Raw genomic sequence first — 26,066 nt, 5'->3', positions numbered from 1 at the left:
CGGCACCCGGTGGAGCTGTTCACCCCGCGGGCACGGCTCCGTCACGGTCGCCGCGCACCCGGCTGGCTATCCTCGATGACATGGCCGTGCTCAGAAGGCTCACCCAGGCAAGGCGTTCCAGCAGCGAGCGGAGCGCCCTTGCCGGCGAAGCCGCGGCCGAGGCCGCCGAGGCCGCGCTGCGGGCCGAGCCCGGGCCGGTCCCCGCCGCCGAGCCGGAGGACGCCGCCGAGGACGCACCGGCCGCCGACGCACCGGCCGCAGACGCACCGGCCGCGGCCAGGCCCGGCAAGGCCCCCAAGGCCCCGGCCGAGAACCACACCCCGGACCCGGACGACCCCCGCGCCGCCGCCTTCTTCGACTGCGACAACACCATCCTGCGCGGCGCCGCGATCTTCTACCTCGGCGTCGGCCTCTACCGCCGCGGCTTCCTCACCCGCCGCGACATCGCCCGCTTCGCCTGGCAGCAGGCCTGGTTCCGGCTGCACGGCGCCGAGGACCCGGAGCACATCTCGGACGCCAAGCAGTCCGCCCTCGGCATCGTGGCCGGAAAGCCCACCGCCGACCTGGAGGCGATCTGCGAGGAGATCTTCGAGATCGTGGTGGCGGACAAGATCTGGCCGGGCACCCGCGCCCTGGTCCAGATGCACCTGGACGCCGGCCAGCGGGTCTGGCTGGTCACCGCCGCCCCGCTGGAGGTGGCCCGGATCATCGCCCGGCGGCTCGGCATGACCGGCGCGCTGGGCACCGTCGCCGAGGCCCGGGACGGCCGGTACACCGGCCGGCTGGTCGGCGACCTGCTGCACGGCCCGGCCAAGGCCGCCGCCGTCCGCGCGCTGGCCCGGCGCGAGCGCCTCGACCTCGACCGCTGCGCCGCCTACAGCGACTCGGCCAACGACATCCCGATGCTCTCGCTGGTCGGCCACCCGTACGTGGTGAACCCGGACGGCGCGCTGCGGCGCCACGCCCGGGCCCAGGGCTGGCGGGTGCGGGACTTCCGGACCGGGCGCAAGGCGGCCCGGGTGGGGCTGCCGGCGGCGGCCGCGGTCGGCGTGCTGGCCGGCGCGGCGGCGGCCGGAGTGGCGCTGAACCGGCGCCGCCGCCGCGCCTGAACCTCCCGCGCCGGGCGGTCGGACGGCTCCGAAGGGCGCCCGGAGGCCGTCCGGAGGCCGTCCGGGCGGGCTCGCCCCGAAGGGTGAGTCCGCGTCAACAAGGCCTCTGACCTGGCCCCTCTTACGGGCGAACTCCCCCGCTCCGCACGGAAGTCCGGGCCATCTGTGCGAACTTGTCGCCCAGTGACCGGTTCTGATCGTTCGCCAGGCCGGGAAAGTCCGGGGTTGCCGGGCCCCAAGGCTGGGAAACCGCCCCTCAGGCCGCCGAATTGGTCACCCTGGGCACCCGTTCGATCACGTTGAGCCGGATGAACGATGACAGCTCCGGTCAGTGTCAGCCGAATATGCACAACAAATGGATCCCAAACGACCACTTCGACCACACGGTGTAGCTGTCATTGCACAAAGCGTTATTCTCTCCTGGATGCACGTCACGACGCGTCCCGCTCGAACGGACGCTTCGGCGAGTGCTCTCCGCGCAGGCGGAGGTGATCCGTCCACAGTTCTGCCTCTGGGAGTCCCGTGTACCCACCCGTCCGGAACGACGCGCCTGCACCCTCCCGCCCGTCGTCCGCGCCCCTGCGCCCCCGCACCGGCCTCCGCGGCCGGCCGACCGCCGAGCGGCAGATCTCCACCGGCCTGGACCTGTTGCGCACGCTGCTCCGCAGCCAGCTCCCCGCCTCCCCCCAACTCGCGCCGGCCGGAGGATCGTTCGGCCAGCCGCAACCGCTCGGACCGGCGCTGCGCACCACCGCCGCCGGCTCGGCCGGCACCGGCTCGCGCGGCCGCACCGGCAGCACCGGCACCGGCCGGGGCCGCACCCGGACCGCGCCCAGCCCCGGCTACGAGTCCGAGCACAACCCGATCATGGAGCTGGTCGAGCGGGCCCAGGCCGGCGAGAGCGAGGCCTTCGGCCGGCTCTACGACCACTACGCGGACACCGTCTACCGCTACATCTACTACCGGGTCGGCAGCCGGGCCACCGCCGAGGACCTCACCAGCGAGACCTTCCTGCGCGCTCTGCGCCGGATCGGCACCTTCACCTGGCAGGGCCGGGACTTCGGCGCCTGGCTGGTCACCATCGCCCGCAACCTGGTCGCCGACCACTTCAAGTCCAGCCGCTTCCGGCTGGAGGTCACCACCGGCGAGATGCTCGACTCCAACGAGTGCGAGCGCAGCCCGGAGGAGTCGGTGCTGGAGTCGCTCTCCAACGCGGCCCTGCTGGAGGCGGTGCGCCGGCTCAACCCCCAGCAGCAGGAGTGCGTCACCCTGCGCTTCCTGCAGGGGCTCTCGGTGGCCGAGACGGCCCGGATCATGGGCAAGAACGAGGGCGCCATCAAGACCCTCCAGTACCGCGCCGTCCGCACCCTGGCCCGGCTGCTCCCGCCCGACGCGCGATGAGCCGGGCCGACGACGGCGCCGGTTGCATACGCCCCGGTGCCATACGCCCCGGCGGCCCGTCACCGTTCGCGCCCGGCCGACACGTCAGGGTGAACGGACGGTCCGATGATCAGCCGTGCGTAACCGACCGCCCGTACCGCTCGTTGGCCAGCGTGCAAGTCCCCACCGGGCCCACGGTCAAGTCGAATTGTGGCCTATCACCCGATGGAGTGGCTTTGGCCAGCCGGGGCAACCGTCCGGCAGGCCGGGGTGTCGACAACGACGAAGGGAGGTGTGGCCCGTGACGGCAAACGTGCTGGAGCACCGGCGGGCGAAGGCCTTCGCCGAGGCGCTGGAGGCCCACCAGGCGGAGCAACGCGCTGCGGCCGACGGCCAACCGGACAACACCGCCGCCACCGGCGCCGGTCCGGTCGCGATGGCCGAACTGGTCGGTCTGGCCGACGCGCTGGGGGCGCTGCCCGGGCCGGCGCTGGACCGGGAGGTCCGCATGGTCCAACGCGCCCAGCTGACGGCCGCGTTCGAGCAGGCCTTCGCCGGCGGGACGGGCGCCCAGGTGCCCCGTCAGCGCCGCCATCGGGCGATCCGGACGGCGCCGCGCGGCCGTTGGAGCCGCCGGTTCGCGATCGGCGGACTGGTCGCCGGGCTCGCCGTCGGCAGCCTGGCCGGCGCCGCCGCGGCCAGCTCCAACGCCGTCCCCGGGGACGGCCTGTACGGCCTCAAACGCGGACTGGAGGGGCTCCGGCTCGACTTCGCGGGGTCCGACTCGGAACGCGGCGAACTGCTGCTGGACAACGCGGCCACCCGGCTCGGCGAGGCGAAGACCCTGGTCGGCCGCACCGGCCCGGCCGGCGCCCTCAGCCCGGCCACCGTCGACCAGGTCCGCCGCGCCCTGGACGACATGCACGCCGACGCCCTCAAGGGCCGCGAGCTGCTGCGGTCGGTCTACCGCAGCAACGGCTCGCTCGACCCGATGCGGGCACTGGCCGGCTTCGCCCACGACGAGGACGGCCGGTGGAGCGAGCTGCAGGGCAGGCTGCCCGTCCAGCTCACCCGGCAGGCCGACCTGGTGAACCGGCTCTTCGACGACATAAGCGAGGACGTCGCGCCCCTGCGCCTGGTCCTGCCCCCCGCCCAGAGCGGTGGCACGGCCGGCTCCGGAGCGGTCGGCGGCTCGTCCGTCTCGACCGGCGGCCCCTCCGCCGGCGCCCCCGCGGCCGGATCCGGCACCACCGCCGGCACCGGCCAGGCCCCGGGCTCCGGCGCCGCCGGCAACCACCCCGGTGCCACCGAGCACGCCCCGGCCAACCCCGGCTCCGGCGCCTCCGGCAAGGGCGGCGTCCTGCCGGACGCCCTGCCCAGCAGCGCCCCGGACGCCGTCAACGGCCTGGTCGGCGGCCTCACCAACGGGCTCACCGGCACCAAGCCCTCGCCGAGCGCCGACGCGGCCCCGCCGCAGGCCCCCCAGTCGGCCGCGCCCAGCGCCCCCGACGCGGCCCAGCCGCAGGGCGTCGAGGTGCCCCCGCTGCTCCCGGACCTGCTGCCCGGGCTGCGCATCCTGGGCGGCTGACCCCGAGGACCGCGAGGGCCCGGCGGAGTGCGATATCCGCCGGGCCCTCGCTGTGCCCGGGGGCGCCCGCCGTACCCGGGGCACGGCGAGGAGCACGGCGCCCGGCAGGACACCGCGCTCGGGAACGCGCCGTCAGGAGGCGCACCGTCAGAAGAACACCGAACGCCGCTGCACCAGCAGCTGGTAGAGGGTGTGCTGGATGGTCTCGCGCACCTCGTCGGCCAGGTCGAACACCAGCATCGGGTCGTCCGCCGCCTCCGCCGGGTAGCTGTCGGTGGCGATCGGCTCGCCGAAGCGGATCGTCCACTTGGTCGGCAGCGGCAGCATCCCGAGCGGGCCCAGCCAGGGGAAGGTCGGGGTGACCGGAACGTACGGCAGGCCCAGTAGCCGGGCCAGCGTCTTCACGTTGCCGATCATCGGGTAGGTCTCCTCGGCCCCGACGATCGAGCAGGGCACGATCGGCACCCCCGCCCGCAGCGCCGAGGAGACGAAGCCGCCGCGGCCGAAGCGCTGGAGCTTGTAGCGCTCGGAGAACGGCTTGCCGATCCCCTTGAAGCCCTCCGGCCAGACCCCGACCACCTCCCCGCGCTCCAGCAGGGCCTGGGCGTCCTCGTTGCAGGCCAGCGTGTGGCCGGCCTTGCGGGCCAGCTCGTTGACGCCGGGCAGGACGAAGACCAGGTCGGCGGCGAGCATCCGCAGGTGCCGCCGGGCGGGGTGGTGGTCGTGGATGACCACCTGGGTCATCAGGGCGTCCAGCGGGATCGTCCCGGAGTGGTTGGCGACGACCAGCGCACCGCCCTCGGCCGGGATGTTCTCCACGCCCTGGACGTCGATCCGGAAGTACTTCTCGGCCAGCGGGCGCAGCAGCGAGAGCAGCACCTCCTCGGTGAGCTCCCGGTCGAAGCCGAACTCGTCCACCTCGTAGTCGCCGGTGACCCGGCGGCGCAGGAAGGCCAGGCCCTCGGCGGCGCGGCCCTCCCAGCCCTTGCCGAACAGCCGGGTGGCGGCCGGGCCGAGCGGCCCGGACAGCGCCCCGCCGACGGCCTCGGCAAGCCGGTCGGCCAGTTTCGGCCCCTCGGGCGAGGTCCAGCTGGGGGCGGACTCGATCGGGATGACCTTGGCCTCGCCCGGCGCGTTCTCGGCTGCGGCACTCATCGCGGGTTCAGCTCCTCGGTCGGCGGGGGCGGTTCGGTACGGTGCCCGGTCCGGCGGGCGGCCCGGCGTCAGGTCCGGCGGGCGGCCCGGCGGGTGCGGCGCCCTCCGGGCCGAGCAGGGCGGTCAGCCGGTCGGTGACGGCGGCCAGCCGCTCGGGCGGCAGCAGGCCCGGGCCCTCGGCGGCGGCGAAGTCGGCGAAGGCCTCCGGGGTGCTGAACACCGGGCGGTAGCCGAAGGTCTCGCGCAGCCGCGCGGTGTCCACCACCCGGCCGTGGGTGAGCAGCCGCAGCTGCTCGGGCGAGACGTCCACCAGCCGGGTCTGCCGGGCCAGCACGGCCATCCAGCTGACCGCGGGCAGCAGCAGCGGCAGGGTCGGCCGGCCGAGCCGGCGGGCGCACTGGGAGAGCAGCAGGACGCCCTCCCCCGCCACGTTGAAGGTCCCGGTGTTGACGGTGCCCGGCACGGGCTCGTCGGCGGCCCGGCAGAGCACCGCGACGGCGTCGTCCTCGTGCACGAACTGCAGCCGCGGGTCGTAGCCGAGGACGGTCGGCAGCACCGGCAGCGCGAAGTACTCGCTGAGCGGGGTGTCCGCGTGCGGGCCGACGATGTTGGCGAAGCGCAGCACCGTCACCGCGACGTCCGGGCGGCGCCGGGCGAAGCCGCGCACGTAGCCCTCGACCTCCGCCGCGTCCTTGGCGAAGCCGCCGCCGGGCGGGTCCTTGGGCTGCATCCGCTCGCTGAACACCGCCGGGTCGCGGGGCGCGGAGCCGTACACGCCGGTGGTGGACTTCACCACCAGCCGGCGCACCGCAGGGGCCTTCTGGCAGGCGCCGAGCAGCTGCATGGTGCCGATCACGTTGGACTCCTTCACCGCGGAGCGGTTGGTGGAGCCCAGGCCGGTGGCGCTGACGCTGAGGTGCACGACGGTGTCCACCTGGTGCTCGGCGAGCACCCGGGAGAGCGCCGGACGGCGCAGGTCGAGCTGGTGGAAGCGGTACGGGGCGGCCGGTCCGGCCGGCTCCTCGGGCGGCAGCCGGGGCGGCTGCACGTCCACGCCGACCACCAGGTCCACGCCCGGCCGGCGGCGGACCTCGGCGACGAACCGGGCACCGAGATGGCGGGCCACGCCGGTGACGAGCACGACCACACCCACGGTGCTGCACCCCATTCCCTCGACCCGAGCGGCCTGCGTGCACCGTACCGCGCCGCCCCGCCGGGCCGTGAAACGACACCGCCCGCCCAGGCCGCGACGGGCCTGGGCGGGCGGTGGAACGCCGAAACCCCGCGAGGGCGGGGCCTACGAGTTCTTCCTGCGCCGCTGTGCGCGAGTCCGCGGCCGACCCCCGCGAACGCGGGGGCTGAGACGCAGGCTCAGGCGTTACTTCTTGTTGCGACGCTGGACCCTCGTGCGCTTCAGAAGCTTGCGGTGCTTCTTCTTGGCCATACGCTTGCGACGCTTCTTGATGACAGAGCCCACGGAACAACCCTCGCTCACTGAGACTCTCGCCCGTGAGAGACGGAGTCCATACGACTGACGTGAGGGCCTAGCCTACCTTCCGGTTGCCCGGGGCTGTAAATCGCGCCCCCGGCAGCCGGAGAACTCGGGGGAAATCCCCGGCGAACGGGTGTGGGGCCCACCGGTGTGGACCCCGCACCCGCGCGCCGCCGCTACGCGCTCTCAAGCCGCACGTAGGACTCCTTGAGGTACTCGTGCACCGCCTGCTGGGGCACCCGGAAGGACCGTCCGACCCGGATGGCCGGCAGCTCTCCGCTGTGCACCAGGCGGTACACCGTCATCTTGGACACCCGCATGACCGCGGCGACCTCCGCCACGGTCAGGAAGACGACTTCCTGAAGGGGGCGCTCGACGGAACTCATGACCATCACCCGACCCTTACCCGTGTGCAAGGCACCGGCTTCCCCTCCGGTGACTCCACCGGCACACGTGTATCCCCAGAGTAGTTATGGGTGGTACCAGTGGGAAGAGGGGAAGTGCAGTCCTCGTACGGTGAGAGATAGGACTGTTGCAGTACGTAGCCGATCGGCGGATGGCACCGCCCGGCGTACGCACGGCCCCGGCGGGGCGGGGCCGGGCGGCGGGTTCAGGCCAGCAGTCCGTGCTGGGGGAACACCGCCCGGCGGGTGGCGAGGATGGCCTGATCGAGCCGGTCGGCCGGATCGTAACCCGATTCGAAGTCGCGCCAGGCCGGGCGGGCGCCGTCGGTCATCCGCAGCGGGGCCGGGCGGCGGGTGCGGCGGTAGACCTCGGCGCGCCAGGACTCGGGGGTCTCGGTGGCCGGGTCGACGGGCCGGCCGGCGGCGGTGGCGACCAGGTGGGTCCAGGTGCGCGGGACGACGTCGACCACCGCGTAGCCGCCCCCGCCGGTGGCCAGCCAGCGGCCGCCGGTGTACCGGTGGGCGAGGTCGTGCAGCGCCTCGGCGATCAGCCGCTGGGCGTCCACGGTGACGGCGAAGTGGGCGAGCGGGTCCTCCAGGTGGGTGTCGGCGCCGTGCTGGGTGACCAGGACCTGTGGCCGGAACGCGTCGAGCAGTTCGGGCACCAGGGCGTGGAAGGCGCGCAGCCAGCCGGAGTCGCCGGTGCCCGCGGGCAGCGGCAGGTTGGCGGCGGAGCCGGGGGCGTCCTCGCCGCCGGTCTCGATCGACCAGCCGGTCTGCGGGAAGAGCGTCGCGGGGTGCTCGTGCAGCGAGACGGTGAGCACCCGGGGGTCGTTCCAGAACGCCGCCTGGACGCCGTCGCCGTGGTGGACGTCCACGTCGACGTAGGCGATCCGCTCGGCGCCGAGTTCGAGCAGCCGGGCGATGGCCAGCGCCGGGTCGTTGTAGACGCAGAAGCCGGAGGCCTTGCCGGGCATCGCGTGGTGCAGTCCGCCGGTGAAGTTGACGGCGTGCGGGGTCTCGCCGCGCCAGACCGCCTCGGCGGCGGCCACGGACTGGCCGGCGATCAGCGCGGAGGCCGAGTGGATGGCCGGGAAGGACCAGGTGTCGTCGGTGCCGAGGCCGTGCAGCGGGTCGGAGCGCTCGGGGTGGGCGGCCGCGCTCCGGACGGCCTCGACGTACTCCCGGGTGTGCACCAGTCGGAGGGTGGAGTCCCCGGCGGGCGGCGCGGAGCGGACGGTCACCCCGGGCCCGGTGCTCAGCCCGAGCGACTCGACCAGGCGCATGGTGAGGGCCAGCCGGTCCGGGTCCATCGGGTGGCCGGGGCCGAAGTCGTAGGCGGTGACGGCCTCGTCCCAGAAGAGGTGCAGACCGCAGGGGGTGTCACGCTCGGCTTCGGGCATGGCCTCCACCGTAGCGGGTGGCGGCGGCCGGGCGGCCGCCAGGGCGGGCCGGGGCGGCGCTCCCGGGAACGGTCGGTCAACCGGTGCGCGACGGGGCCACGAGGTTGTGGGGCAGCTGTGGAGACGGGTGTCGAGGCGGTGCAGACAAACGCCCCGCGACTCCATATCCTCTCCGCCATGAAGCCATTCAGCGTGCAACGCCTTGGGGTAATTCTCGCTGCAATACTGGGATTTGGCGTGTTCTTCGCCGCCCAGCCGGCCTCCGCCGCGGTCAGCGGCACCGCCTTCGCGGTCGACAAGCCGACGGCGAAGGCGGGAGACCAGTTGACCCTGACGCTGTCCCTCACCAACTCCGAGGACAGCCCCATCTACTTCGCCTACGAGGCCGTCCAGCCGACCTGGCCGGCCAACTCGCAGGCCGGAGCGTTCACCATCACCGGCTGCACCGGTGACACCTCCGACTGCGCGTTCAACGGGAACAGCGCCAACTTCCACTTCAACGCGCCGATCGCGCCGGGGGCGACGAAGAGCGTCACGCTCACCGTCAAGATCACCGACACCCCGTCGTGGGGCACCGCGCCGTACACGCTGAACTGGGCACCGTACGTCTACTACGAGTTCGGCCAGGTGGGCGGCACCACCACGGCCAAGGACCAGGGCTGGACCTACGGGGTGCCCGAGCTCCAGACCGTGATCAGCTGACCCTGACCCCGCGCCCCGTCGACCGCCCCCGCCGTCACCCGACGGCGGGGGCCTCGGCCGGTGCCGGGACCGTGGCCGGAGCCGGGGCGAAGCGGTGGGCCAGCGGCAGCACGGCGAGCACCAGCAGCATCGGGGCGAGCAGCGCCCAGCGGTACGAGCTCGCGTCCGCGATCGCCCCGACCAGCGGCGAACCGACCAGGAACCCCACGTAGTTGAAGAGGTTGAGCCGGGCCACCGCGGCGTCCGAGTCGGCCGGGAAGAGCCGGCCGCCGGCCGCGAACACCTGCGGGATGATCGCGCAGATGCCGAAGCCCAGCACGGTGAAGCCGGCGATGCCCGCCCAGGCGGCGGGCGCCACCGCGGCCGCCCCGAAGCCGAGCGCGGCCAGCGCGGCACCGGCGCGGACCACCGGGACGGCGCCGAAGCGCTGCACCGCGCGGTCGCCCAGCGCGCGGCCGAGCAGCATCGCGACCATGTAGCCCAGGTAGGAGAGCTTGGCGACGTCCTCCCGGCTGCCCAGCCCGTCGGTGAGGTACTTGACGCTGTAGTTGGAGACCGAGGCGTCCGCGATGTACGCGAAGGCCATCGCCAGGCAGAGCGGCAGCAGCGGACGCCAGGGGACGGGCCGGGCCGCCGCCTCGGCCGCCTCCCGGACGGCGTCGCCGGGTTCGGCCGGACCGGCGGTCGGGGTGCCCCCGGCCGGGGGCCGGGGGAAGGTGCCGGCCAGCAGGGCGAGCGGGGCGATCACCGCGGCGGCCGTGCCGAACAGCACCGGCAGCCCGAGGCCGTAGTGCGAGCCGAGGCCCGCCAGGGCAGCGCCGAGGATCGCGCCGAGGCTGAACGCGGCGTGGAAGCCGATCATGATCGAGCGGCCGTAGCGGTGCTGGAGCCCCACCCCGAGCATGTTCATACTGGCGTCCAGTGCCCCCACCAGCAGCCCGAACGCCCCCAGCGACAGGGCGAGTTGCCACAGTGTGCCGCCCATGCCGACGGCCGCCAGGCCGAGGCAGACGGCGGGCTGTACCACCCGCAGCACGGCCCGCACGCCGGTGCGCCTCACCAGCCGCTCGGAGGCGATCGAACCGACCCCGGCCAGGACCGGCACCGCGGCCAGGAAGACCGGCAGCAGCCCGTCGCCCAGCCCGTACCGGTGCTGGATCTCCGGGATGCAGGTGACCACCAGGGCGAAGGCGGTGCCCTGGAGCAGGAAGCTGACGGCCAGCGCGGCCCGCCCGGCGCGCAGGCCGGGCGGGATCCGGGACGGTGCGGCACTCAAGCGGACCTCCACGCGGACTCCGGACGGACCTCACCACCCCGCTACCGACCGGTAGGACGATGTTGGCGAGAGCGTAGGGGCTGCGCCGCGATTCCGGGAGGGGTCGCGCAGGGGTCATTTCCCGCCGGAAGCCAGCTCCCGGGAGCGGTCCCGGGCCGCTTCCAGGGCGCCGAGCAGCGCGGCCCGGACCCCGTGGTTCTCCAGCTCGCGGATCGCCGCGATGGTGGTGCCGGCCGGGGACGTCACCGCCTCGCGCAACTTCACCGGGTGCTCGCCGGAGTCGCGCAGCATCACCGAGGCGCCGATCGCGGACTGCACGATCAGGTCGTGCGCCACCTGCCGGGGCAGCCCGAGCAGGATCCCGGCGTCGGTCATCGCCTCGACCAGGAAGTAGAAGTAGGCCGGGCCGGAGCCGGACAGCGCGGTGGCCGCGTCCTGCTGGGACTCGGGCAGCCGCAGCGCCTTGCCGACCGAGCTGAAGATCTCCTCGGCGCGCACCAGGTGCTCCTCGCCCGCGTGCGAGCCGGCCGAGATGACGCTCATCCCCTCGTCCACCAGGACCGGGGTGTTGGGCATCACCCGGACCACCGGGGTGCCCGCCGCCAGCCGCTCCTCGAACCAGGCGGTGGGGACGCCGGCCGCCGCCGAGATCACCAGCCGGTCCGCGCCGACGTGCGGGGCCAGTTCCTCCAGCAGGGTGCCCATGTCCTGCGGCTTGACGGCGAGGATCAGGGTGTCGGCGAGCTTGGCGGCCTCGGCGTTGGAGACGGCCACCACGCCGTAGCGGGCGGCGAGTTCGACCGCGCGCTCGGGGCGGCGGGCGGTCACCAGGACGTCGGCCGGGTCCTTGCCGGCCCGCAGCAGACCGGAGAGCAGGGCCTCGCCGATCTTGCCGGTGCCCAGGAAGGCGATCTTCTGTCCGTGTGCTGCGCTGCTGCCCATGGTCCGCTCCTTGCCTCGGTACTGCGGCCATCCTCGCACCGCCCGGTGGCGTGCGCGGGGACCGTCCGCTCCGTGGTCGCCCCGCGCCCGAACGGCCCCGAACGGCCCTGCCCGGCCGGCCCGGCCCGCCCCGGGTGACGGGCCCTTAGGGTCCGTCCTGGGAGAATCTCGGGGGTTTCCCCTATGGCCTCCGCGCTCCGGCGGGCGCACCGTGGAGCCATGGCACACGACGAGATGTCCCGACGTGAGAACCGGCAACTCGCCATCGCCTCGGCGACCGTGGGCCCGTGGCGGACCGCCGCGGGGGTCGGTGCGGTGGTGGGCGCGACGACCCTGGGGATCGAGGCGATCTCCGGGGACTGGTCCCTGAGCATGCTGGCCTCACCGGCCGGCTGGGGCCTGTTCTTCTTCTTCCTGGTCGGCACCGTCGGCGGCCGGCTGCGGCGCGACACCGCCGACCGGCGGCTGCGCCGCTGGGCGGACGAGCACCCGTGGCAGGCCGCCCTCCCGGCGGCCGGGGGCCTGCTGGCGCTGAACACCCTGGCCCAGCTGTTCCTCGGCGACGAGGGCCTGTTCGGCGCCTTCTTCCTCTCGCTGCTGCCGGCCGGCCTGCTGCTGGCGATCGCCGGGGTGGTCGGCTCGGTCAAGCAGGCCCGCAGCAAGGGCTGAACGGTTCGGAGCGGGCCGGGCGGCGGCGCGGTTCCGGACGAAACGGGGTGAACCGCCGGCCCACCCGCACGAGTCCACCACCCGATGCGCCCCCGATCCGCGCATCGTCACCCCCCGTCGTCATACTGGCGCGATGCCGATTGCCGAAGATCCGGAACCGCGCCCCCGCCGGGGCGACGAGCCGGACGGGTCCGACCCGTCCGGGACGGGCGAGAAGGACCCGTTCGCCGACCTCGTCCTGGACGAGGAGTTCATCCGCAGCGCCACCGTCAAGGAGCAGAGCGGGCGCACCCGCATGCTGTCCGCCCGGTGGAAGCACACCCCGCCGGTCGACCCGGGCGGCCGCCGCTCGGTCAACGACGGCGCCCGGCCCAAGCGCCGGTTCGGCCGCGGGCCCAAGCCCCCGGCGGTCGACGCGTGGGGCGCCCCGCACCCGCGCCGCCGCGAGTGGCGCGCACCGCTGTTCGTGACGCTGACCGTCGTCCTGGTGCTCGCCGCACTGAACCTCGGCGGGCTGCGCGACTGGTACGAGGACCACTACGGCAGGGGATCCTCCTCCCCCTCGGGCGCCGCCGTACCGACCGTCGCCCCGGAGACGGCCAGGCCGACCGCGGCACCGCCGGCCACCCCGGCCGACCAGCCGACCGTCGACCACCCCTGGAAGGGCTCCCCCGCGGAGGGCTGGCCGACCAGCCTGGAGTCCTTCGAGCTGCCCCCGGCCAAGGCCGTCGGCGTCTTCTCGGCCGAGGAGGTCGCCGCCCAGCTCCAGTCGGTCAAGGCCTACCTGACCGCCGCCAACCTCGACCCCGGGGTGATCGCCGGCGCCCGGCCGGAGGCCGCCCTGGCGATGCTCGACTCCCAGGAGCGGGCCTCCGCCGTGGCCGCCCTCGACCACCCCGGCAAGGGCACCGACCCGACCAGCTGGTTCGCCCGTTTCGACCCGCGCGAGGCGGCCCTGGTCGGCGGCGCCGTCAAGGTCCAGGGCCGGATCGGCTTCGAGGAGGACGGCGACCGGGGCGTGCTGGTGCACACCGACTTCACCTTCGTCTACCCGCTGCAGCCGGGCCCGGACGCGGAGAAGCTGGCCTCGTCCCGCCGCGGCACGCCGGACACCGCGCCGGGCGGCACCGCCAGGCCGGTCGGCCTGACCGCCCCGGCCTCCGGCAACACCGGGAGCACCTGGACGACCCGCACGATCATCCGCAAGGTCGACGACTTCCGCTTCCACGACCCGCAGCGCTACAAGGTCGAGGCGAAGAAGCTGGTGTTCGCCAAGACCCAGTGGGACGCCGGCAACAGCGCCTGCGACGTCTACGACGGCTTCCTGCACCCGCGGTTCGAGCAGTTCCCCGCCCACGGCCCCGCGCCCACCGGGCCGACCAGCGACCCGTACGACCGGAGCAAGGACCTCGCGCCGACCGGGCAGTGCGGCATCGTCAGCCGTACGTAGGAGGTGTCGTGTCCGGGAGCAGGCGTCAGCGCTTGCGCCCGGCCCGGCCCGGCGCCTTGGCGTCGGGCCGGCGGCTGCGGCCCGCCTGGCGCTTCTCGTACTGGGCGACGGCCCGCTCGTAGGCGGCCCGGTTGACCGCCTCGCCGGGGGCCTCGACCAGGCTGCGGGCGAAGTAGGCGAGCAGCGAGCCGGCCCCGCCGATCAGCCAGACCGCGCCGAGCGACCTGTCCTCGGCCATCCAGCCGGTCAGCTGGTCCTTGCCCTCGGTGAGCACCTTCCAGGTGCGCCGCACGGCCATCATCGAGCAGACCGCGATGGCGGCGGTCAGCAGCCCGTTGAGGAAGGTGCCGTTGTCGGAGAGGGCGATGCCCTCGACGCCGAAGCGCAGCAGCAGCACCGCGGCGGCCGCCGCGACCAGGGCGCCGACCGACACGGCGACCCGGCGCGGCCAGTAGCCGTTGTCCCGGTTCAGCCAGCTGGTGCCGAACCAGCGCAGGGGCTCCGGCTCGGGGGCGCCGGCGGGAGTGGGGGCGGGGGTGGGGGGCTGCTCGCTCACGCCGTCGATTATCACCCGACCGGCCCGAACGACGGAGGAGCCGTCCCGCAGCGCGCGGGACGGCTCCTGCGTCGTTCGGGCCCGGTGCGGGCTCGGGCTCGGCCGGATCGGGTACTGGCTCGGGCTCGGCCGGTGCGGGCTCAGCCGAGCTTGGACACGTCGCGGACGGCGCCCTTGTCGGCGGAGGTGGCCATCGCGGCGTACGCCCGCAGGGCCTGGCTGACCTGGCGGTCGCGGTTCTTCGGCCGGTAGCCGCCCGCGGCCTCCAGCGCGCGGCGGCGCTCGGCCAGCACCTCGTCCGGGACCTCCAGGGAGATCCGGCGGCCGGGGATGTCGATGGCGATGGTGTCGCCGTCCTCGACCAGCGCGATGGTGCCGCCGGAGGCCGCCTCCGGGGAGGCGTGGCCGATCGACAGGCCCGAGGTGCCGCCGGAGAAGCGGCCGTCGGTGACCAGCGCGCAGGCCTTGCCCAGGCCCCGGCCCTTCAGGAAGGAGGTCGGGTAGAGCATCTCCTGCATGCCCGGGCCGCCCTTGGGGCCCTCGTAGCGGATGACGACGACGTCGCCCTCCTTGACCCGCTTGGCGAGGATCGCCTCGACCGCGTCCTCCTGGGACTCGACCACGACGGCCGGGCCGCTGAAGGTCCAGATCGACTCGTCCACGCCGGCGGTCTTCACGATGCAGCCGTCCTCGGCGAGGTTGCCGTACAGCACGGCCAGGCCGCCCTCGACCGAGTAGGCGTGCTCGACAGCACGGATGCAGCCCCTGGCGGCGTCGGTGTCCAGCGACTCCCAGCGCTCGGACTGCGAGAAGGCCTCGGCTGACCGGACGCAGCCGGGGGCGGCGTGCCACAGCTCGACGGCCTCGGCGGAGGGCGAACCGCCGCGCACGTCCCAGGTCTTGAGCCACTCGGCGAGCGAGTCGGCGTGCACGGTGTGGACGTCCTCGTTGAGCAGCCCGCCCCGGTACAGCTCGCCGAGGATGGCCGGGATGCCGCCGGCCCGGTGCACGTCCTCCATGTAGTACGAGCCGTTCGGCGCGACCTTGGACAGGCAGGGCACCTTGCGGGAGACCGCGTCGATGGCCCGCATGTCGAAGTCCAGCTCGGCCTCCTGGGCGGCGGCGAGCAGGTGCAGGATGGTGTTGGTCGAGCCGCCCATGGCGATGTCCAGGGCCATGGCGTTCTCGAAGGCGGCGCGGGTGGCGATCGAGCGCGGGAGGACGGAGTCGTCGTCCTGGCCGTAGTGGCGGTTCGCGATCTCGACGACGGTCCGGCCGGCGTTCTCGTAGAGGGCGCGGCGGGCGGTGTGGGTGGCGAGCACCGAGCCGTTGCCGGGCAGCGAGAGGCCGATCGCCTCGGTCAGGCAGTTCATCGAGTTGGCGGTGAACATGCCGGAGCACGAGCCGCAGGTGGGACAGGCGTTCTCCTCGATGATCGCGATGTCCTCGTCGGAGACGTTCTCGTTGACCGCCTGGGAGATCGCGTCGACCAGGTCGAGCTTGCGCACGGTGCCGTCGACCAGGGTGGCCTTGCCGGCCTCCATCGGGCCGCCGGAGACGAAGACGGTCGGGATGTTCAGGCGCAGCGCGGCCATCAGCATGCCCGGGGTGATCTTGTCGCAGTTGGAGATGCAGATCAGGGCGTCCGCGCAGTGGGCGTTGACCATGTACTCGACCGAGTCGGCGATCAGGTCGCGCGAGGGCAGCGAGTAGAGCATGCCGCCGTGGCCCATCGCGATGCCGTCGTCCACGGCGATGGTGTTGAACTCGCGCGGGATGCCGCCCGCCTGCTTGATCGCCTCGGAGACGATCCGGCCGACCGGCTGGAGGTGGGTGTGGCCGGGGACGAACTCGGTGAAGGAGTTGGCGACCGCGATGATCGGCTTGCCGAAGTCCTCGCGGGCTACGCCGGCCGCCCGGAGAAGCGCCCGGGCGCCTGCCATGTTGCGACCGTGGGTGACCGTACGGGACCTCAGCTCGGGCACTGTGCTCCACTCCTTCGGGGCTCTCGCCGGCGCCCCGCTGCTGGGAGGGTTCGGGGGCCGCTGTGGGTACCGAGCCTACGCCCGCGGTCCGGCGGGCGGACGGTCCGTCCGCGATGCGGGCAGGCGGCGGGGCGGGTCGGGCACGGTGCCGACGGGCGTCAGTGCCGCTTGACGGCCACGGTGAGGTCGAGGACGTACGGCTCGACCACCCGTCCGTCCGGGAACTCGGCCAGCAGCGCCGCGCGCTCGGTGGCGAGCAGCGGTTCGCGCCGCTCGGGGGTCAGCGAGGCGAGGAAGGAGCGCGAGGTGAGGTTGTCGACCACCTGCTCGACGGACACCTGCCGCTGCCAGCGCAGCTGGGTGCGGAGGACCTCCAGCCCGGCGGCGGCCAGGGGGGCGGTCAGGTCGTCGACCCGGCCGTAGCCGTGGTAGCGGCCGGACAGCGCGGCGGACAGCCGCTCGTCCCGGGCGCGCACCCAGGGGACGGTCTCGTCGAAGAGGTTCCACCAGGCGGCCAGCGCGCCGCCCGGCCGCAGCACCCGGATCGCCTCCGGGACGGACCGCCCGGGATCCGTCCAGTGGAACGCCTGGGCGTAGCCGATCAGGTCGGCGGAGCGGTCGTGGAACGGCAGCTCGTCACCGACGCCGCGGACCAGCGGGAGCTGCGGCGAGACGGCCTGGAACCGCGCGGCCATCCCGGCGGAGGGCTCGACGGCGACGACGTCCGCGCCGCGGGCGGCCAGCAGACGGGTGGCGATGCCGGTCCCGGCACCGACGTCCAGGACCCTGGCGCCCTTGAGCCCGCGGCCCCAGAGCCGCTCCAGCTCGTCGAACAGCTCCTCCGGGTAGCCGGGCCGGCCGCGGTCGTACTCGGCGGCCACCGCGCCGAAGCTCCCGGCCAGCTCACGGAAGCCGGGCAGTTCGCGGAACTCCTGACCCGTCGCCATTTCGCCTCCTGCGTAGGGCGGTTCGCGCCCGATCCGGCCGGACGGCTCAGCGTACGCGCGAGGGGGTGGCCAGGTGCAAGCGGGTGAAGGCGAGGGCCTCGGCCAGGTCGGCCTCGCGTTCGGCGGGGGACGCGGAGCGCCTGGTGTTGACCTCCAGCACCACGTGGCCGTCGAAGCCGGTGCGGGCGAGGTGCTCCAGCAGCTCCGCGCAGGGCTGCTTGCCGCGGCCGGGGATCAGGTGCTCGTCCTTGCCGGAGCCGCTGCCGTCGGCCAGGTGGACATGGGCCAGCCGGTCGCCCATCCGCTCGACCATGGCGAAGGTGTCGATCCGGGAGGTGGCGGCGTGCGAGAGGTCGATGGTGAAGTGCCGGTACTCCTCGTCGGTGACGTCCCAGCCGGGGGCGTACGCGAGCATCTCCCGGTCGCGGTAGCGCCACGGGTACATGTTCTCGACGGCGAAGCGGACGTCGGTCTCCCCCGCCATCCGGTTGATGCCCTCGACGAACTCCCGGGCGTACTGGCGCTGCCAGCGGAACGGCGGGTGGACGACCACGGCGCTCGCGCCGAGCTTCTCGGCGGCCGCCCGGGCCCGGACCAGCTTGGTCCACGGGTCGGTGCTCCACACCCGCTGGGTGATCAGCAGGCAGGGCGCGTGCACGGCCAGGATGGGGAGCTGGTGGGCGTCGGAGAGCCGGCGTAGGGCGTCGACGTCCTGGCTGACCGGGTCGTTCCAGACCATCACCTCGACCCCGTCGTAGCCGAGCTTGGCGGCCAGCTCGAAGGCCACGGCGGTGCTCGCCGGGTACACCGAGGCGGTGGACAGCACCACCTTGGTGTCGGGGATGTGCAGGGCCGGGTGCCGGGGCAGCACCAGCCGGTCGGTGGTGCGCAGCAGCGGGGGGCGGGCGGCGTCGCGCTTGGCGGCCTTGACCGAGCGGACGGACTGGACGGCGGCCTTGGCGGCGCCGGCGGCCCGGGCGGTGCGGGTCTCCTTGGGGACGGCTTTGCCGGTGGTGGTCTGCTTCGCGGGCTTCGTGGTCCTCGCGGGCTTCGGCTTCGCCGTCTCGGCGGTCTTCGCTGCGGTCGTCTTCGCCGCGGTCGTCTTCGCGGCTGCCGTCTTCGCGGTGCGCTGGGCGGCCTTGACGGCCTTCGCGGCCTGCTTGGCGGCCTGGGCGGCGGTGGCCCCGGTCACCGCCTTGCCGAGCCGGCGGCGCGGGCCGTCCGGCCGCGACTGCCCGTTCCCGGGAGTGCGGCCCTCCTGCGTTCCGTCCTCGTCCGCTGGTTGCACCACGGGAGACAGCGTAAGCGGAGCACGCGGCGAACGGGGTGGGATGACCGGCGCAGTGACCATCGGCACGTTGCGGCGGGGCGGCTCCGACCGGCCGTGGGGCGGTGGTCGACCGGGCGGGTGCCGGGTGTCTTGGCGCGGCCAGGGCTGCGGGCGCGGCCGGGGTGCCGGTGCGGCCGACCGGGATTACGGGGTGAGCGCCGGGCGGCGGCGGTCGGCGGGGCTGTCCATGGCGTCCAGGCGACGCAGGATGATGCCCTCGCGCAGCGCCCACGGGCAGACGTCCAGCTCCTCCAGGCCGAACAGGTCCATCGCGGCGTCGGCGACCAGCGCGCCGGCCAGCAGCTGCTTGGCCCGGCCCTCGGAGACGCCGGGGATCCGGGCGCGCTCGGCGACGGTCATCGCGGACAGCCGGGGCAGCCAGGCGGCCAGGCCGCTGCGGGTGAGCCGCCGGTCGGCGTACGGGCCGGCGTCGGCGGGCGCGGCGCCGGTCATCCGGGCCAGCTGCTTGAAGGTCTTGGAGGTGGCGACCGCGTGCCGCGGCGGCCCGAGCCGGGTGATCTCGGCGACCACCGTGGCCAGCTCCGCCCGGATGTGGCGGCGCAGCTCGCGCAGCCCGTCCGGGTCGGCGACGTCCCCCGGCAGCCAGCGGGCGGTCAGCCGGCCGGCGCCCAGCGGCAGCGAGCAGGCGACGTCCGGCTGCTCGTCGAGGCCGCAGGCGATCTCCAGCGAGCCGCCGCCGATGTCCAGGTTGAGCAGCCGGCCCGAGGACCAGCCGAACCAGCGGCGGACGGCCAGGAAGGTGAGCCGGGCCTCGTCCTGCCCGGAGAGGACGCGCAGCTCGACACCGGTCTCGTCGGTCACCCGGCGCAGCACCTCCTCGCCGTTGGCGGCCTCGCGCACCGCGGAGGTGGCGAACGGGAGGATGTCGACCACGCCCTTGTCCTCGGCGACCCGCAGCGAGGAGGCGACGTGGCCGACCAGCCGCTCGACGCCGGCCTCGCTTATCGCCCCGTCCGCGTCCAGCAGTTCGGCCAGGCGCAGCTCGGCCTTGTGCGAGTACGCGGGCAGCGGGGCAGCACCCGGGTGGGCGTCCACCACGAGGAAGTGGACCGTGTTGGAACCTACGTCGAGCACACCGAGTCGCATAACTCTCCACGCTACGCGATCCGGGTCCTGGTGAGAGGGGGTGCGGCGGTACTCGTGCTGGTCCGGGACCGGCCGGCGGGCGGGCCGGTGAACCGGCGGTTCCGGCCGTCCGCACCCGTACCGCCCGGGTGGCCAGTGGCCGCCCGGGGGGCGCCGCATCGGGGGCGGCCGCCCTTGCGGCGTCCGGCGCGGGGGTTGTCGGCGCGGGAGTTGTCGGCGCGAGGGTTGTCGGCGCGAGGGTGGCCGCGCCTGGGCTTCCGGCGCGGCCGACCGGCCGTCACAGCAGGCCGTCCCACAGCTGCTCGACGATGACGGCCCACCAGTTCTCCGGGTCGGCGAAGACCGTGCCGTCCACCTCCGCCAGCGCGCGCTGCAGGGCGTCCACCGCCCCGCCCGCGGCCACCGGGTCGAGCCCGCGCAGCGCGGGCCACCAGCCGGCGAACACCTCCAGGCAGCGGACGAAGGCGCGCAGGCTCGCGTTGCAGTGGCGGGCGGTCGCGTAGTCCGGGTCGACGGCCCGGACCGCCCCGCCCACCGGGTCGAGGGCCAGCAGCGCCCAGCCGTCCGTCCCCAGCACCAACTGCCCGGCGAGCGCCGGACGCTCCCGCTCGGCCACCCGGGTGCCGCGGCCGAACTCGGCCAGGTGCGCGGCGAGCGGGGGCAGGGCGGTGCCCTGGCGGGTGCCGTCGGCGATCGCCTCGATGCCCGGGTGGTGCAGCCCGAAGAACCCCGGCACGGAGACCGGGACGCCCACCGTCAGCAGCAACGCGGCCGTGTCCCCGGGCAGTTCGGCGCGGGCGACGTCGGTCGGCTCGAAGCGCTGCACGCCCGCCGGGCCGAACCGCTCGGCGAGCCGGGCGGCGAGCGCGGCGTCGGGCTCGTCGGGCGCGGGGCGCACCGCTCGGGGGAAGGGCACCCGGTTGCGGGCCGGGCCGTCCGGCGGCGCGGGCAGCGACCGTACGGCGGCGGCCCGGTGGTCGAAGCGCGGGCCGTACGGGAGCTCGAAGTCGATCCGGGCGGTGGGCAGTTCGGCGGCCAGGGCGTAGGACCAGTAGCCGCCGGGCAGGGCGCTCGGCCGCAGGTCGGTCCGGACGGCCAGCACGTCCTCGGCGGCGACGCCCTGCTCGCGCAGCCACCACCAGCCGCGCAGCGCGGGGTGCGGCAGGCCCGCGGCGGAGCGCAGGGCCAGCGACCGTTCCTCGCCGGTGACGTCCCGGTAGATCAGCTCGGCCCGGGCGCCCCGGCCGGTCGCGGGCGGGAGGGTCGGGTCGTAGCCGCCGGCGCCGACGAAGTCCCGGTACAGCCCGACCACTTCGTCCACCGGCACCGAGGGCCACACCGTGAACCGTCCGCTCTCCCGGTCCACCACGGCGCAGGCCGCGCCCACCTCCTCGGGCGCCCGCCGTTCTGCCGTCCGCGGGTCCACCACCAGCCGGGCGGGCTCGGCCCACACCACCCAGCCGAGCTCGAACTCATGGGTGCACACCCGCCGCACCGCACCGGCGCCCTGTGGCAGATCCCCGTTGATCCACCGGTGCCCCGCCTCCACCGCCTGCGCCCGCGAAATCACCCGGCCACCCCCGTTCCCGTCCACACCCCGACACCCATCCCAACCCGACCCGCGACCCTACGCCCCCACACCGACCCCACACCAAGCACCGACAACCGCCCCCGCCGACTCCCCACCCAACCCCCGCACACCCCGCCCCTCCCGTCCCCTCGCGCACTAGAAGTCGACCCCGCCGACTTCTAGTGCGGCCCGCGCCCCTTCTTCCAGAGATGGGCGAATATGCAGACCGGTCTACATACCTTTCCGCCTCACGCCCCCTATGAAAGGGCGAGAAGTCGGCGGGGCCGACTTCCTGCGCGCTGGGGGGCAGGGCAGGGCGGGGTCAGGCGGCGGGGGTGAGGGGTAGGGGGCGGCCTTCGGGGGTGAGGGCGATGGCCCAGAGGCCGTGGGTGGCGGGGTGGAGGGGGGTGGGGGCCTGGCGGGCGAGTTGGTGGTCGAGATAGGTGACGGTGTCCTGGTGGTTGACGGCGTTCCAGGCGTGCGGGCGGCCGTAGGCGTCGAGGGTGAGAAGCACCGCCTGGGAGCCGTGGCCGGCGCGGCGGAGGTCCTCGGCGAGGCGGTCGAAGGCCCGCCCACCGTCGCCCAGGTCCCGGAAGGGGGCGCCGAGTTCGCGTTCGGCGCGGTCCCGGCCACCGCGTTCGCCGGCGTCGCCCTCGGTGGGGATGCGCGGGGCCGCGCAGGTCGGGCGGCCGGTGTAGCACTCGACCGCCGAGAGGGCGATCTCCAGGCTGTTGTTGGCCCGGCCCGGTTCGCGGTAGCCGCCGTCGTTGACGGCCTCCGACCAGCCGCCGGCGGCCGGGTCGGGGTGGCGGACGGGCAGGCCGTCCTCGCCCCGGGGCGCGCGGCGTTCGAGTTCGGCCTGGTGCTCAGGGTCGACCGGCGCGAGCCCGCCCGGCAGGCCGTACGGACGGCTGTCGGCGATGCTGCGCACCCGGACCGCCGGATCCTCCGGCTGGGCTCCGCGCCGTGCGCGCAGGGCGAGTTGGAGGGCCATCGCGTGGGCGGTCGCGACCGGGACCGCGCCCCAGGCGAGGGTCGGGTCGGCGAGGCCGGCCGCGTTCTCCCGTCGCCGGGCGTCCACCGGGTGCGGTTCGGGCCTCCCGATGACCGGGGTGGTCCCGACGATCGGCGGTGCGGCCGGAGGCGGCGGTGCGGCGTGGACGGGCGGCGGTCCGACGACCGGGTTCGGCGCCGCGCCGACCGGGGCCTTGGCCACCGGCGCACCCGGCTGCGGCCCGCCGGGAGCAGGTCCTCCGGGAGCAGGTCCGCCGACGGCAGGACCGCCGACGGCCGCGCCGCCGGGACTGCCGGACGCACCCGCCCCGACGCCACTGCCGAACGGCGCCGCGACGTTCACCGGCCCGCCACCGGGGCCGGCCAGCGGCCCGGGTCCGACGGTACCCACCGGACCGGCCGCCGGGTACCCGCCATACCCGCCGCCGTACACCGGGGTGCCGAACTGCCCGGGCACCCCGACCGGCCGGATCGCCGGCGGGACCTCCGGTGCCGGACCGTGCGCCGGAACGTGGGCGGGGCCGCCGGTGGACGGCGTGGTGACGGGCGCGGTGACCGGATCGGCCGGCGCAATCACCGAGTCCGTCCGTACGGTCACCGCACCACCACCGCCGCCACCGACGCCCGCACCACCGCCACGACCGCCCCCGCCGTGTGAGGAGGCCGCAGGCGCCTGGAGCGGGTAGTCCCCGTCCGCCGAGCCCCCCGGCCCGACGGACCCGACGCCGCTGCCGAACGGCGCGGCAGCGGCCGCCGCCGGCGCCCAGACACCGCCGGCGCCTGCACCGCCACCACCCGTCGCCCGGTGGTGCCCCGGCGAGCCTCCGGCCGACGCGCCCCCCGCCACACCCCCCGCCGCACCCCCCGGCGCGCTCGCCGCGACCACCGCGTCCGACCCGCCGACGACCGCACCCGGGTCCACCGCGACCGAGGCCACCGTCACGACACCCGGCGCCTTCGGATCCCCCGGCCCCCCGGGCGTCACACCCGCACCCGGCTTGTCCGCGCCCGGCCTCTCGGCCCCCGGCCTGTCGCCGCCCGGCCCGTCCGCCCCCGGCGTCAGCCCGGCGAGCGGCACCCCGTGGACCGTCTTGCCCTCCTCGTCGGTGAGCACCGGCTGCCCGTGCTCGTCCAGCCGGACGGCCAGGTCCGCGACCCCGACGACCGGCTTGCCGTCCGGCCCCGGGACGACCAGCAGCCCGGTGGCGTCGGCCACCTCCGTGCCGTCGGCGCGCAGGATGACCGGCTGCCCGTCCGGGCCGAGGACGGGCTTGCCGTGCTCGTCCACCTTGACCGTCAGCCCGGGCACGCCGACCAGCGGCCTGCCGTCCTTCCCCGCGAGCAGGACCAGCCCGGAGCCGTCCGCGCCGAGCACCCCCGGTTCGCCGAGGGCGGCGGGCAGCCCGGCGGCGAGCGGGTCGAACGCGCCGCCGCGGTACGAGGCCGCGGTGATCCCCGTCCCCTGCGCGGTGCCGAGCTTCAGCAGGGCGACGGCGGCCGGCTCCTTGAGCACGCCGGACAGGGCGTCCTTCATGGCCCGGCCGAGTTCGGCGAGCAGTCCGCCGATCTTCAGCGCGGCGGCTTCGACGGCGACGGCCGCCACGCCCGCCGCGACCTGTTCGGTGGCGGCGTTCCGCACCTTGGCCGCGACGCCGCCGACGGCCTTCTCCAGTCCGCCGACCACCCCGTTCTTCGCCGGGTCGCCGTCGGCCGCCGCGGCGATCCGGCCGGCCGCCTCCTTGGCCTCGGCCGCCTGTTCCTCGGCCTGCTTGAGGTCGGCGGCGAGCTGTTGCAGGGTCGCGATGACCTCGGCCTTGCAGATGTCCACGGCCCGCGCGGCCGTGTCGAAGGCCCCGGCGACCAGCCCGACCGCGCTGTGCGCGTCGTCCAGGTGGCCCTTGCCGCCGCCGCTGAACGCCTGCCAGTACGCGCCGAAGGCCTCGACCGCGTGGCCGGAGTTGTCGGCGGTGACCCGCCGGACGGACTCGCCGCAGCGGCGGGTGAGCCGGTCGGCCTCCTTGCCGAACTCGCGCCAGACTCCGGCGGCCTTGCGCAGGCCCTCCTCGTCGGCCTGCGGCCACTGCTGGCCGGTCCGGGCCAGCACCGGGACCAGTTCCTCGGGCAGTTTCCGGGACACGCGCTTCTCCCCCTGTCGAGCCGGGTCTGTCGTACCGGCTGTGTCGAGCCGGTACGTCGAGCCGGTACGTCGAGCCGGGCCTGTCAGACCGACATGTCCTTGGGGACGACGGGAGCCGCCCCCTGGGTTGCCCCCGGAACCCCGGTCACCCCCGAAACCCCGACCGGCCCAGGCACCCCAGGCACCCCCGGCACTCCCGAACCCCCCGGCACCGCCGTCGCCCCGAACCCGCTCGCCGCCGAGCTGTCCGCGTCCGCCGTCCGCCCCGCCATCGTGTGCAGCCCCGCCCCGACCCCGGCCACCCGCCCGGCCAACCCCCGCAGCCCGCCGACGAGTTCACCGCGCGCCTGCCCGTACACGGCGGCGAAGCCGCTGCCCGGCTGGTCCGTCCCCCAGGGGGCACCGAGCGCCGCGAGGCCCTGCTCCAGGGCGGCGACGGCCTTCGTCAGCTCACCCCCGAGCTTCTCGAACTCCCGCCCCTCACCGTGCAGTTCCCACGGCTTGAGGACGAACTCCCCGCCCGCCGGGCCGGACGCCCCGGTGCTGCCGCCTGCCATCCCCGTACCTCCCCGTAGCGGACCCTGCGGGCCCGTGCGGACCCGCAGCGGGCCGGCCGCCATCCTAGGCACGCCGCCGGGGCCGCCCGCAGGGCCCGACAGACCTCTTCACCCCGCCTTCACTCCCGGCGCCACCCCGCCTTCACTCCGGGCCGCCACTCCTGGTGCCCCACCCCGCCCTCACTCCCGGCGCCCCCACCGCCACGGGCCGCGACCACCGGTCCCGCCACCGCGCTTCCGCCCCCGAAAGCTCTACCCTTGCCGGGTGGCACCAGCAGAAGCGTCCCCAGCAGAAACGTCCGAGAAGAAGGCCAAGGCGAAGCCCAAGGCCTCCTCCGCCCCCGTCGACCTCGCGATGCCGACCCTGCGCCGCGAGATCCCGCGCGACGAGGTCCCGCTCGACTTCCCGCGCGCCTGGGTCGAGTTCGCCGACCCGGCGGACGAGGAGCAGGTCTTCCGCTGCGACCTCACCTGGCTGACCTCCCGCTGGTCCTGCGTCTTCGGCCAGGGCTGCCACGGCATCCGCGAGGGCCGCGGCGAGTCGGACGGCTGCTGCACGCTGGGCGCCCACTACTCGGACGAGGACGACGAGAAGCGCGTCCGGTCGCACGCGGCCCGGCTGACCCCCGAGCTGTGGGAGAACTTCGCCGAGGGCACCGACGCCAAGAGCCGGATCGTCGCCGACGGCGGCATCACCATGCTGGACGAGGACGGCGACCGCCAGACCCGCCGGGTCAACGGCGCCTGCATCTTCGTGAACAGCCCGGACTTCGCGGGCGGCGCCGGCTGCGCCCTGCACGCGCTCGCCCTCAAGGAGGGCCGCGAGCCGCTGGAGACCAAGCCGGACGTCTGCTGGCAGCTGCCGGTCCGCCGCACCTACGACTGGATCGACCGCCCCGACGACACCCGCTACCTCCAGGTCTCGATCGGCGAGTACGACCGGCGCGGCTGGGGCCCCGGCGGCCACGACCTGCACTGGTGGTGCACCGGCGCCCCGGCGGCCCACCAGGGCGCGGAGCCGGTGTACGTCAGCTACCGCCCCGAGCTCACCGAGCTGATGGGCCGCGAGGCGTACGAGGTGCTGGCCCGGCTGTGCGAGGAGCGGATCGCCACCAAGGGCGACCGCAAGGTGGCTCCCCACCCCGCCGACCCGGTCAAGCCCCCGAAGCCGACCAATCAGGCCAAGGCCGACGCCAAGGCCAAGGCCAAGGCCAAGGACAAGGCCGACGCCAAGGCCAAGGACAACGCCAAGGCCAAGGTCAAGCCCCCCAAGCAGGACTGACCGCCCCGCCC

General features: G+C 75.0%; 22 protein-coding genes. 7 read left to right on the top strand and 15 right to left on the bottom strand.

Annotation, left to right across the window (positions count from 1 at the left end; genetic code table 11):
* Positions 1–80: 80 nt before the first annotated feature.
* The 3 genes from ACFY0X_RS13075 to ACFY0X_RS13065 all read left to right on the top strand — a co-directional run bounded on the left by ACFY0X_RS13075 (position 81) and on the right by ACFY0X_RS13065 (position 4,077).
* Positions 81–1,109 carry an HAD family hydrolase gene (locus ACFY0X_RS13075; protein WP_387752968.1) on the top strand — a complete coding sequence of 343 codons (1,029 nt, stop codon included), beginning with the start codon at positions 81–83 and terminating at the stop codon, positions 1,107–1,109.
* A 579-nt stretch (positions 1,110–1,688) separates the two neighbouring features.
* Entirely contained in the window at positions 1,689–2,510 is an 822-nt protein-coding gene (locus tag ACFY0X_RS13070) for an ECF subfamily RNA polymerase sigma factor, BldN family (protein ID WP_387753204.1), read from the top strand.
* Between the two features lie 280 nt (positions 2,511–2,790).
* Positions 2,791–4,077: a DUF5667 domain-containing protein gene (locus ACFY0X_RS13065; protein WP_387752965.1), complete on the top strand. Its 1,287-nt coding sequence runs from the start codon at positions 2,791–2,793 to the stop codon at positions 4,075–4,077.
* 147 nt (positions 4,078–4,224) lie between these two features.
* Here the strand turns inward: ACFY0X_RS13065 and ACFY0X_RS13060 are convergent, their stop codons facing one another.
* The 5 genes from ACFY0X_RS13060 to ACFY0X_RS13040 form a co-directional block, all read right to left on the bottom strand.
* Positions 4,225–5,232, bottom strand: a complete 1,008-nt coding sequence (locus ACFY0X_RS13060) for a lysophospholipid acyltransferase family protein (protein WP_387752963.1) — start codon at positions 5,230–5,232, stop codon at positions 4,225–4,227.
* Positions 5,233–5,239: 7 nt separating this feature from the next.
* Positions 5,240–6,385, bottom strand: coding sequence for an NAD-dependent epimerase/dehydratase family protein (locus tag ACFY0X_RS13055; RefSeq protein ID WP_387752960.1), 1,146 nt, complete (start codon positions 6,383–6,385; stop codon positions 5,240–5,242).
* A gap of 225 nt (positions 6,386–6,610) precedes the next feature.
* Complete coding sequence (locus ACFY0X_RS13050) at positions 6,611–6,709, bottom strand: 30S ribosomal protein bS22 (protein ID WP_003948845.1); 99 nt, start codon at positions 6,707–6,709, stop codon at positions 6,611–6,613.
* A gap of 191 nt (positions 6,710–6,900) precedes the next feature.
* Complete coding sequence (locus ACFY0X_RS13045) at positions 6,901–7,110, bottom strand: helix-turn-helix domain-containing protein (RefSeq protein ID WP_045699258.1); 210 nt, start codon at positions 7,108–7,110, stop codon at positions 6,901–6,903.
* A 224-nt stretch (positions 7,111–7,334) separates the two neighbouring features.
* Complete coding sequence (locus tag ACFY0X_RS13040; protein ID WP_387752958.1) at positions 7,335–8,531, bottom strand: acetoin utilization protein AcuC; 1,197 nt, start codon at positions 8,529–8,531, stop codon at positions 7,335–7,337.
* Positions 8,532–8,768: 237 nt separating this feature from the next.
* Between ACFY0X_RS13040 and ACFY0X_RS13035 the strand changes: the two genes are divergently transcribed.
* Positions 8,769–9,233 carry a hypothetical protein gene (locus ACFY0X_RS13035; RefSeq protein ID WP_387752955.1) on the top strand — a complete coding sequence of 155 codons (465 nt, stop codon included), beginning with the start codon at positions 8,769–8,771 and terminating at the stop codon, positions 9,231–9,233.
* A 34-nt stretch (positions 9,234–9,267) separates the two neighbouring features.
* On the opposite strand, the gene ACFY0X_RS13030 is transcribed toward ACFY0X_RS13035, so the two are convergent.
* Positions 9,268–10,509: an MFS transporter gene (locus ACFY0X_RS13030; protein WP_387752952.1), complete on the bottom strand. Its 1,242-nt coding sequence runs from the start codon at positions 10,507–10,509 to the stop codon at positions 9,268–9,270.
* Between the two features lie 114 nt (positions 10,510–10,623).
* Entirely contained in the window at positions 10,624–11,451 is an 828-nt protein-coding gene (gene proC / locus ACFY0X_RS13025) for a pyrroline-5-carboxylate reductase (RefSeq protein WP_387752949.1), read from the bottom strand.
* Between the two features lie 219 nt (positions 11,452–11,670).
* Here proC and ACFY0X_RS13020 point away from each other — a divergent pair, with 219 nt between their 5' ends.
* Both ACFY0X_RS13020 and ACFY0X_RS13015 read left to right on the top strand, forming a co-directional pair.
* Positions 11,671–12,120 (top strand): hypothetical protein, encoded by a 450-nt coding sequence (locus ACFY0X_RS13020; RefSeq protein WP_387752946.1) that lies wholly within the window; start codon positions 11,671–11,673, stop codon positions 12,118–12,120.
* Positions 12,121–12,253: 133 nt separating this feature from the next.
* On the top strand, positions 12,254–13,570 hold the full coding sequence (locus ACFY0X_RS13015) for a hypothetical protein (protein ID WP_387752944.1): 1,317 nt from the start codon (positions 12,254–12,256) through the stop codon (positions 13,568–13,570).
* 25 nt (positions 13,571–13,595) lie between these two features.
* On the opposite strand, the gene ACFY0X_RS13010 is transcribed toward ACFY0X_RS13015, so the two are convergent.
* The 8 genes from ACFY0X_RS13010 to ACFY0X_RS12975 form a co-directional block, all read right to left on the bottom strand.
* Positions 13,596–14,126: a hypothetical protein gene (locus tag ACFY0X_RS13010; RefSeq protein WP_387752942.1), complete on the bottom strand. Its 531-nt coding sequence runs from the start codon at positions 14,124–14,126 to the stop codon at positions 13,596–13,598.
* A 140-nt stretch (positions 14,127–14,266) separates the two neighbouring features.
* Positions 14,267–16,111: a dihydroxy-acid dehydratase gene (gene ilvD / locus ACFY0X_RS13005; RefSeq protein ID WP_387752939.1), complete on the bottom strand. Its 1,845-nt coding sequence runs from the start codon at positions 16,109–16,111 to the stop codon at positions 14,267–14,269.
* A 158-nt stretch (positions 16,112–16,269) separates the two neighbouring features.
* On the bottom strand, positions 16,270–17,058 hold the full coding sequence (locus tag ACFY0X_RS13000; protein ID WP_387752936.1) for a class I SAM-dependent methyltransferase: 789 nt from the start codon (positions 17,056–17,058) through the stop codon (positions 16,270–16,272).
* A 46-nt stretch (positions 17,059–17,104) separates the two neighbouring features.
* Positions 17,105–17,908, bottom strand: coding sequence for a sugar phosphate isomerase/epimerase family protein (locus tag ACFY0X_RS12995; RefSeq protein WP_387753201.1), 804 nt, complete (start codon positions 17,906–17,908; stop codon positions 17,105–17,107).
* Positions 17,909–18,532: 624 nt separating this feature from the next.
* Positions 18,533–19,495 carry a Ppx/GppA family phosphatase gene (locus ACFY0X_RS12990; RefSeq protein WP_387752934.1) on the bottom strand — a complete coding sequence of 321 codons (963 nt, stop codon included), beginning with the start codon at positions 19,493–19,495 and terminating at the stop codon, positions 18,533–18,535.
* A gap of 277 nt (positions 19,496–19,772) precedes the next feature.
* Positions 19,773–20,981, bottom strand: coding sequence for an SUKH-4 family immunity protein (locus tag ACFY0X_RS12985; RefSeq protein ID WP_387752932.1), 1,209 nt, complete (start codon positions 20,979–20,981; stop codon positions 19,773–19,775).
* A 406-nt stretch (positions 20,982–21,387) separates the two neighbouring features.
* Positions 21,388–24,216: a toxin glutamine deamidase domain-containing protein gene (locus tag ACFY0X_RS12980; RefSeq protein WP_387752929.1), complete on the bottom strand. Its 2,829-nt coding sequence runs from the start codon at positions 24,214–24,216 to the stop codon at positions 21,388–21,390.
* A gap of 83 nt (positions 24,217–24,299) precedes the next feature.
* Positions 24,300–24,773: a hypothetical protein gene (locus ACFY0X_RS12975; RefSeq protein WP_387752926.1), complete on the bottom strand. Its 474-nt coding sequence runs from the start codon at positions 24,771–24,773 to the stop codon at positions 24,300–24,302.
* Between the two features lie 355 nt (positions 24,774–25,128).
* On the opposite strand from ACFY0X_RS12975, the gene ACFY0X_RS12970 reads away from it, so the two are divergent.
* Positions 25,129–26,055 carry a hypothetical protein gene (locus tag ACFY0X_RS12970; RefSeq protein WP_387753198.1) on the top strand — a complete coding sequence of 309 codons (927 nt, stop codon included), beginning with the start codon at positions 25,129–25,131 and terminating at the stop codon, positions 26,053–26,055.
* Positions 26,056–26,066 lie beyond the last annotated feature (11 nt).

The organism is Kitasatospora sp. NPDC001547 (assembly GCF_042894165.1).
GTDB lineage: Bacteria > Actinomycetota > Actinomycetes > Streptomycetales > Streptomycetaceae > Kitasatospora.
This window is presented reverse-complemented; position numbering and strand designations above follow the sequence as displayed.

What these genes read in the sequence shown, in the direction of transcription:
- ACFY0X_RS13060 (WP_387752963.1), bottom strand. Translation starts at nt 5,232, where the DNA reads ATGAGTGCCGCAGCCGAGAACGCGCCGGGCGAGGCCAAGGTCATCCCG.
- ACFY0X_RS13000 (WP_387752936.1), bottom strand. Translation starts at nt 17,058, where the DNA reads ATGGCGACGGGTCAGGAGTTCCGCGAACTGCCCGGCTTCCGTGAGCTG.
- ACFY0X_RS13045 (WP_045699258.1), bottom strand. Translation starts at nt 7,110, where the DNA reads ATGAGTTCCGTCGAGCGCCCCCTTCAGGAAGTCGTCTTCCTGACCGTG.
- ACFY0X_RS13020 (WP_387752946.1), top strand. Translation starts at nt 11,671, where the DNA reads ATGGCACACGACGAGATGTCCCGACGTGAGAACCGGCAACTCGCCATC.
- ACFY0X_RS13015 (WP_387752944.1), top strand. Translation starts at nt 12,254, where the DNA reads ATGCCGATTGCCGAAGATCCGGAACCGCGCCCCCGCCGGGGCGACGAG.
- ACFY0X_RS12990 (WP_387752934.1), bottom strand. Translation starts at nt 19,495, where the DNA reads ATGCGACTCGGTGTGCTCGACGTAGGTTCCAACACGGTCCACTTCCTC.
- ACFY0X_RS13040 (WP_387752958.1), bottom strand. Translation starts at nt 8,531, where the DNA reads ATGCCCGAAGCCGAGCGTGACACCCCCTGCGGTCTGCACCTCTTCTGG.
- proC (WP_387752949.1), bottom strand. Translation starts at nt 11,451, where the DNA reads ATGGGCAGCAGCGCAGCACACGGACAGAAGATCGCCTTCCTGGGCACC.
- ACFY0X_RS13075 (WP_387752968.1), top strand. Translation starts at nt 81, where the DNA reads ATGGCCGTGCTCAGAAGGCTCACCCAGGCAAGGCGTTCCAGCAGCGAG.
- ACFY0X_RS12970 (WP_387753198.1), top strand. Translation starts at nt 25,129, where the DNA reads ATGCCGACCCTGCGCCGCGAGATCCCGCGCGACGAGGTCCCGCTCGAC.
- ACFY0X_RS12975 (WP_387752926.1), bottom strand. Translation starts at nt 24,773, where the DNA reads ATGGCAGGCGGCAGCACCGGGGCGTCCGGCCCGGCGGGCGGGGAGTTC.